Annotated in this window: 6 protein-coding genes; 2 read left to right on the top strand and 4 right to left on the bottom strand. The window is 46.3% G+C overall.

Annotated features, from left to right (window positions below; genetic code table 11):
• Nucleotides 1–95: 95 nt before the first annotated feature.
• The 3 genes from CFERDRAFT_RS11575 to CFERDRAFT_RS11790 form a co-directional block, all read right to left on the bottom strand.
• Nucleotides 96–812, bottom strand: a complete 717-nt coding sequence (locus CFERDRAFT_RS11575; RefSeq protein ID WP_006367408.1) for a hypothetical protein — start codon at nt 810–812, stop codon at nt 96–98.
• A gap of 863 nt (nt 813–1,675) precedes the next feature.
• On the bottom strand, nt 1,676–1,963 hold the full coding sequence (gene nadS / locus CFERDRAFT_RS11570) for a NadS family protein (RefSeq protein ID WP_006367407.1): 288 nt from the start codon (nt 1,961–1,963) through the stop codon (nt 1,676–1,678).
• A gap of 246 nt (nt 1,964–2,209) precedes the next feature.
• Entirely contained in the window at nt 2,210–2,533 is a 324-nt protein-coding gene (locus CFERDRAFT_RS11790) for an addiction module protein (protein ID WP_006367406.1), read from the bottom strand.
• A gap of 240 nt (nt 2,534–2,773) precedes the next feature.
• On the opposite strand from CFERDRAFT_RS11790, the gene CFERDRAFT_RS11560 reads away from it, so the two are divergent.
• On the top strand, nt 2,774–2,953 hold the full coding sequence (locus CFERDRAFT_RS11560) for a hypothetical protein (protein WP_006367405.1): 180 nt from the start codon (nt 2,774–2,776) through the stop codon (nt 2,951–2,953).
• A 99-nt stretch (nt 2,954–3,052) separates the two neighbouring features.
• On the opposite strand, the gene CFERDRAFT_RS11555 is transcribed toward CFERDRAFT_RS11560, so the two are convergent.
• Nucleotides 3,053–3,853 (bottom strand): penicillin-binding transpeptidase domain-containing protein, encoded by an 801-nt coding sequence (locus CFERDRAFT_RS11555; protein WP_006367404.1) that lies wholly within the window; start codon nt 3,851–3,853, stop codon nt 3,053–3,055.
• 189 nt (nt 3,854–4,042) lie between these two features.
• Between CFERDRAFT_RS11555 and rsgA the strand changes: the two genes are divergently transcribed.
• On the top strand, nt 4,043–4,850 hold an 808-nt coding region (rsgA, locus tag CFERDRAFT_RS11550; RefSeq protein ID WP_040433872.1), incomplete at its 3' end, for a ribosome small subunit-dependent GTPase A.

The raw sequence follows: 4,850 nt of genomic DNA, 5'->3' as shown, positions 1-4,850 counted from the left end.
TTTTTAGTTGATACTTATTTTAATCATTTATTAATCTTTATATTGCTATCATTTACGCTTGCTTGGCATTAATAGTATGTGCTATTAGTCTCAAATTATTTGTAATGTCTTTTAATTTTTTCAGGTTGTAAGGATTCTTCAAGCCTGTCTTGAAGGTGTTTATATTGTTCCGAAGAAAATACCTTATCCATCTCTTTTGCTATGGTTTTGTGTAAATCAACTTTTAAATTCAATACTTCGATTGTATCTGAATCACTCGGTTCATACTTTTCAAAAAACATCTCACAAAGGTCTACAAGTGCATCAATAAAATAAAGGGTTTTACCATTAAAATTGTTCAATAGTGTACTTTTTTCTTTAACAAACTCTTTTCTTATTTTGATTTTATTAAGTGCAATGTGCAAGCTTTTACGGTATAAATTCCTGTAGGCATTGTGTAATTTCTGTTCTTCGTCCCCTTCGATGTCTGAAAACTTTAGTAAGCGTTTTCTTTTGTCATCACCTAGGATATCTGCCGCATAGAAGAAGGAAGAGCAGTGTATATTATGAATAAATTGGTTCCGAAATTCCATCAAAAGCAAGAATAGTCTATGTTCGTCTTCATCGAATATTTCAAGGTCAAAAAGTAAGTCAATTTTGTTTTTGAAAGAGAGTCCGCCGCTTTTATTCGTTATACCCTTCCTTTTTTCTCCGTCAATGGTTAAATAAATAACAAGGATTAGGTCAATATTCTGCTCGATGTTTAAGGTGATGTCAAGTATTTCAGTCCTTAAGAGAAGATTTTTGTCTTTTGTTTTTATGTCTATTTTCATTTTAGGGGAATCAAATATCTTACATCATTACCGATAACTTGTTGATCTGCGTTGCCTTACTGCTCTTTACCTCCCATATTAGACGAATAAGTGCATCAAAGTAGAGTGTTATTGACAGATTCTTTCTTATCGCGTTTATTACAGATCAATCGAATGGGCTTTTAATTTTCTGTAAACTTGTTTGGCTGACATGGTTGTAACATAAGTGACAGCGGAAGGATCAGAAGCAAATCGCCCATTGTTTCCGATACATTCCAACAACTTATCGTTATACCAGTAATCCGCCGATAAGAATGCGATTATCAAAACAAAATATTAGCTTTAAAATACATAGATTTCCTGCGATTTATCAGCAGAAGCGCGAGAAAAGTTGCGTCGATTGGGAAATATTCGTCGAAAATGCGTCTGCATAACCACCATCTTCATTGACAGTTACCTCAACAACTCCCGCTTCATCTGAACAGAGATGCCTCCTTTCAGTTCGGCATGACACCTGAAGAGATTTTGAATTCCGGATGCTGGATTCGGGATTGAAGAGAAGAAAAAAAGGGGCGCGACGACTTTTTTTTACCGATATGCCGTCCCTCCGGGACTCAAGGCAAGCCCTGATGGGGCGTAAAATTAGGGAAGGAGGCAACTTCGGGAACGCCCTCGACTAACTCTACAAAAGGACTGAAGACGGGACGTTCACAACCAAGTGAACAAAAGTGTCTCAAAGCACAATGAGGTGAAGATGAGGGGCTTGAATTAGGGGGAGTTTGAATTACGGATGCTGGATTTTGGATTGAAGAGATCAAGAAGAGCATGCACCCTGAACGGAGTTCATAACGAGTAGCTTCAAGACTGATGCGAGCCCCGATTGTTTAGCTGTTCAAGACCTGCAAGACCGTTTCGGGAGCTTTTTTAACAAGGTTGAGCAACACCAGCGCCGGACCATGCGGTTTGCGGTCACCCCTCTCCCAATGCCTCAGGGTGGCAACACTGATACCAAATGCGGCGGCAAACTCATCCTGCGTCAGGTGGGTTCCATGCCTGATACTTTTAACGTTGACAGGTTCCGGATGAAATACCCTGACCCGAACCTTTTTTCCCTCAGAATAATCAACAGCCTCTTGCAGACCCTTCTTTATACTTTCAAACACATTATCCATTTTTCCCCTTATAGTTTTGAACCAAATTTTTTGTCAGTCCGGCCAGCTCATTCCGCTGTGATTTGTTCAGGTTTCCCTGCTCATTTTTACTGAACGCTGTTATCAGAAATAGCGGCGTGTCCGAAAGACTCCGGGACGTTGTTAAGCAAGAGAAGTCAATTTGAAAGAGTTGGGAGAAAAAACGGTTAAGCGGTTTTCCGGGGAACTTCCTGGTAGGAGAACTACAAGGATGCGGATATCCATTGCTCAAAGATTCTTATACTTTTCAAGAACCTCGCCGAGGGTGAGTGACTTTATAAGTCCCTTTTCGTATGCCTCAACCCTGCTCTCCGACTCTTTTTGCCATAAATCATCAATCGTTTTATCCGGCAAATCGAGATGAGCGATCAACTTATCGACAGGATCAACCTGCTCGTGAGGTTTTAGGACACCTCTCTCAATTTGTTCCGCGTTTTGATTGCTGCGTTGGACGGTGCTCGAAATCCTCATGTACTCCGCTGTACACTCCGGCTTCTGCGCCCCGTCCGCCTTGCCCTCAAACCGCTCACGACAATTTATAGAGGCGCCCATAATGCCAAAGCCTTTTGGTAAATATCTTTTGCCGTCATCGTATAAAAAGATTTATATGTAAAAAGCACAGCACGCTACCAATACTTCATAATAACAACATCTTCAGAAGAAGACAAACTGAGCGCAAATGAGGGGACGACATTCATCGCTGTCAGTTCAAGCTTGATTTACTGCCGAGCCCAACAGCGAAAAACGCTGCTATCCACGGAACTGTGTATATTTCCGTCAAACACATCAATCATGCAGATCAAACCAATAAAGACAGAAGCTGACTATGAGCTGGCGCTCAAACGACTTGAAGAGATATTTGATGCTAAACCAGAGACAATGGAAGGTGATGAGCTTGAAATCCTTGGAAGTCTGATTGAAAGCTACGAAGAGGAGCACTTTCCCATTGATAATCCTGACCAAACAGCATAAAGGGCACCGCTATTAATTGTCGCGAGCGGTTTGAGTTCGATCCCAACGTGGTCGGGACAATGATGCCGTCGAATTCCGAAACAAATTAATTGCGGTGGCCTACAGAAGATTCTGAGAGCTGAACACCCTCTCCACAATCGCGCGGGCGGCTTTTCCGGAGGGATGCTCTCCGCCGGTGATGTTGCAGGCGAAGGCGTACTCGACTCCCCGGCTTTCGAGAAAGCCGACAAACCATCCCAGCTCCTCTCTCCCCTCCGCACTCCTGCCTGATCCGGTCTTGCCGTAAAGTTTCCCTTTCGGGCTCTCTGCAACGAGCATAATGTCACGAAGCGCCTTCACGTGCTTTCTGGAAAAGGGCAGCCGGCCGTCAAGCAATCTGTTCAAAAGGGCAACCTGTTCGCCTGCGCTGATCAGCACTCCGGTTCTGCCCGGCCGTGGAAGCCAGAAGGTGTCGATACCCGAAGAGATATCGCCGTTTCCATAGCCGATGCGGTTGATGTAGCGCTTCATCCGCTCCTGCCCGATCGCTCTTGCCAACGCCTGAAATGCAGGAACTGCCGAAACCCGGAAGGCCTCACGGAGGGTGAGGTTGCGGTTCCACCCGTCGATATCGCGGTGCACACCGTCCCATGTGTACCAGGGGTCATCGGCTCCCCTGAGCAGGCCGAGCTGGAGGCCGATCAGGGTGTTGTAGATCTTGAATGTCGAGCAGGTGGAGTTTCGCCGTGCGCTGAGCGCTGGGTTCACATCGGTCACGGCGCCGGAGGCGCGGTTAACGATCACCAGCGCCGTATCGTACTCGCCGAAAAGCTTCCGGTCAATCTCCTCTGCACCGGAACATGCCGGAATAGCGGAAAAAAGCAAAAGCAGGAGGAGCAGCAGTTTCATCATGACGCTCATAAATGGTATCAGCTTGATTATGGAAAGTTCAGTAAAAAGGAGTTGAAAAAGAAACGATCGGGTCGGATCGGGATTATTATATCGGTTTGTTTTTTTTCGGCACACACTGCAGGTTATCTTGCATAAAAACAGTGCTCTGCATTATCCCCTGCGAGGAAACAAACGCTGAACAGTGTTCGGTAACAGATTATGAGGAAGTTGAGTGAACTCGGTTTTGACGAGTGGTTTCAGGCTCATATTGATGATCTCCCGACCGGAGGGCAGGAGATAGCCCGAGTAACGGCAGTTGATCGCAACTCCTTCATGGTACGGAGTGAACACACAGAGGTTCCGGCTGAACTTTCAGGGCGCCTCTCTTTCCACATCGACTCATCCGTTGAGCTGCCATGTGTCGGCGACTGGGTCAGGGTGCAGTACCACAATGACGGTGCCTCGGCAATCATCCACGCCCTCTTTCCCCGAAGAACCTGTTTACGCCGGAAGCGGGCCGGAACGGAGGTGGAGTATCAGTTGATTGCCGCCAATATTGATCTCGCATTTATTGTTCAGTCATGCCACTTTGACTTTAATCTCGCTCGTCTGAACCGCTATCTGGTCATGGCTGTAGACGGAGGTGTTGAGCCGGTTGTCATTCTTGCCAAAACGGACCTGATCTCCCCCGAAGAGCTGGAGGAGAAGCTTGCGGCTATAAGAGCAGCCGGTATCACGACGAGAGTTATTGCTCTCAGTAACGTCACCGGTGCCGGAATTGAGGAATTCCGCGAACTGTTACACCCGGGACAAACCTGCTGCCTGCTTGGTTCATCCGGAGTCGGCAAAACAACACTGATCAATCACCTGACCGGAAAGGATGATCTTGATACCAAAGCGGTCAGCGCAACGGGAGAGGGCACACACACAACAACCCGGCGGCAGCTCATCGTGCTTGATAACGGCGTTATGTTTATCGATACACCCGGTATGCGGGAGCTCGGCCTTCTCGGTGCCGGAGAGGGTG

The sequence above is a fragment of the Chlorobium ferrooxidans DSM 13031 genome (genome assembly GCF_000168715.1).
Taxonomy (GTDB): domain Bacteria; phylum Bacteroidota; class Chlorobiia; order Chlorobiales; family Chlorobiaceae; genus Chlorobium; species Chlorobium ferrooxidans.
Note: the sequence above shows the minus strand (reverse complement) of the source record. Positions and strands in the feature narration are given on the sequence as shown.

Bases quoted from the DNA above. Each gene is read 5' to 3' on its own strand.
- nadS (WP_006367407.1), bottom strand. From the start codon at position 1,963: ATGGATAATGTGTTTGAAAGTATAAAGAAGGGTCTGCAAGAGGCTGTT.
- CFERDRAFT_RS11555 (WP_006367404.1), bottom strand. From the start codon at position 3,853: ATGAGCGTCATGATGAAACTGCTGCTCCTCCTGCTTTTGCTTTTTTCC.
- CFERDRAFT_RS11560 (WP_006367405.1), top strand. From the start codon at position 2,774: ATGCAGATCAAACCAATAAAGACAGAAGCTGACTATGAGCTGGCGCTC.
- CFERDRAFT_RS11790 (WP_006367406.1), bottom strand. From the start codon at position 2,533: ATGGGCGCCTCTATAAATTGTCGTGAGCGGTTTGAGGGCAAGGCGGAC.
- CFERDRAFT_RS11575 (WP_006367408.1), bottom strand. From the start codon at position 812: ATGAAAATAGACATAAAAACAAAAGACAAAAATCTTCTCTTAAGGACT.